A 253-nucleotide genomic window follows, 5' to 3' on the forward strand; every position below is an offset into this window, starting at 1 on the left:
CCCAAGAATCGTGTCTTCGAGCGCAGCCAGAACGGCTTTGGCTGCTTTCGGATCGACACCGGCTTGCTCGGCAACGTGCGTTGCCAACGAGGCCTTCGTGAACGTTTCCTTCAGCGGCTTGAGTACGCCATTGGTCGCAGCCTTCTTCGCCGGAGTAACAGCCTTCGGCGCGGCCTTCCTGGCTGCCGGCTTTGCGGCCTTCGGTGCTGCCTTCGGTGCTGCCTTCGGTGCTGCCTTCGGTGCTGCCTTCGGT

1 pseudogene is annotated in these 253 nt (G+C 62.8%); it reads right to left on the reverse strand.

The annotated features are described in order from the left end of the window. Positions 1-253 (reverse strand): annotated as a pseudogene (locus tag U5A52_RS43245) (DNA-binding protein); the annotation flags it as partial.

This window comes from Paraburkholderia sp. J8-2, assembly GCF_905220195.1.
GTDB lineage: Bacteria > Pseudomonadota > Gammaproteobacteria > Burkholderiales > Burkholderiaceae > Paraburkholderia.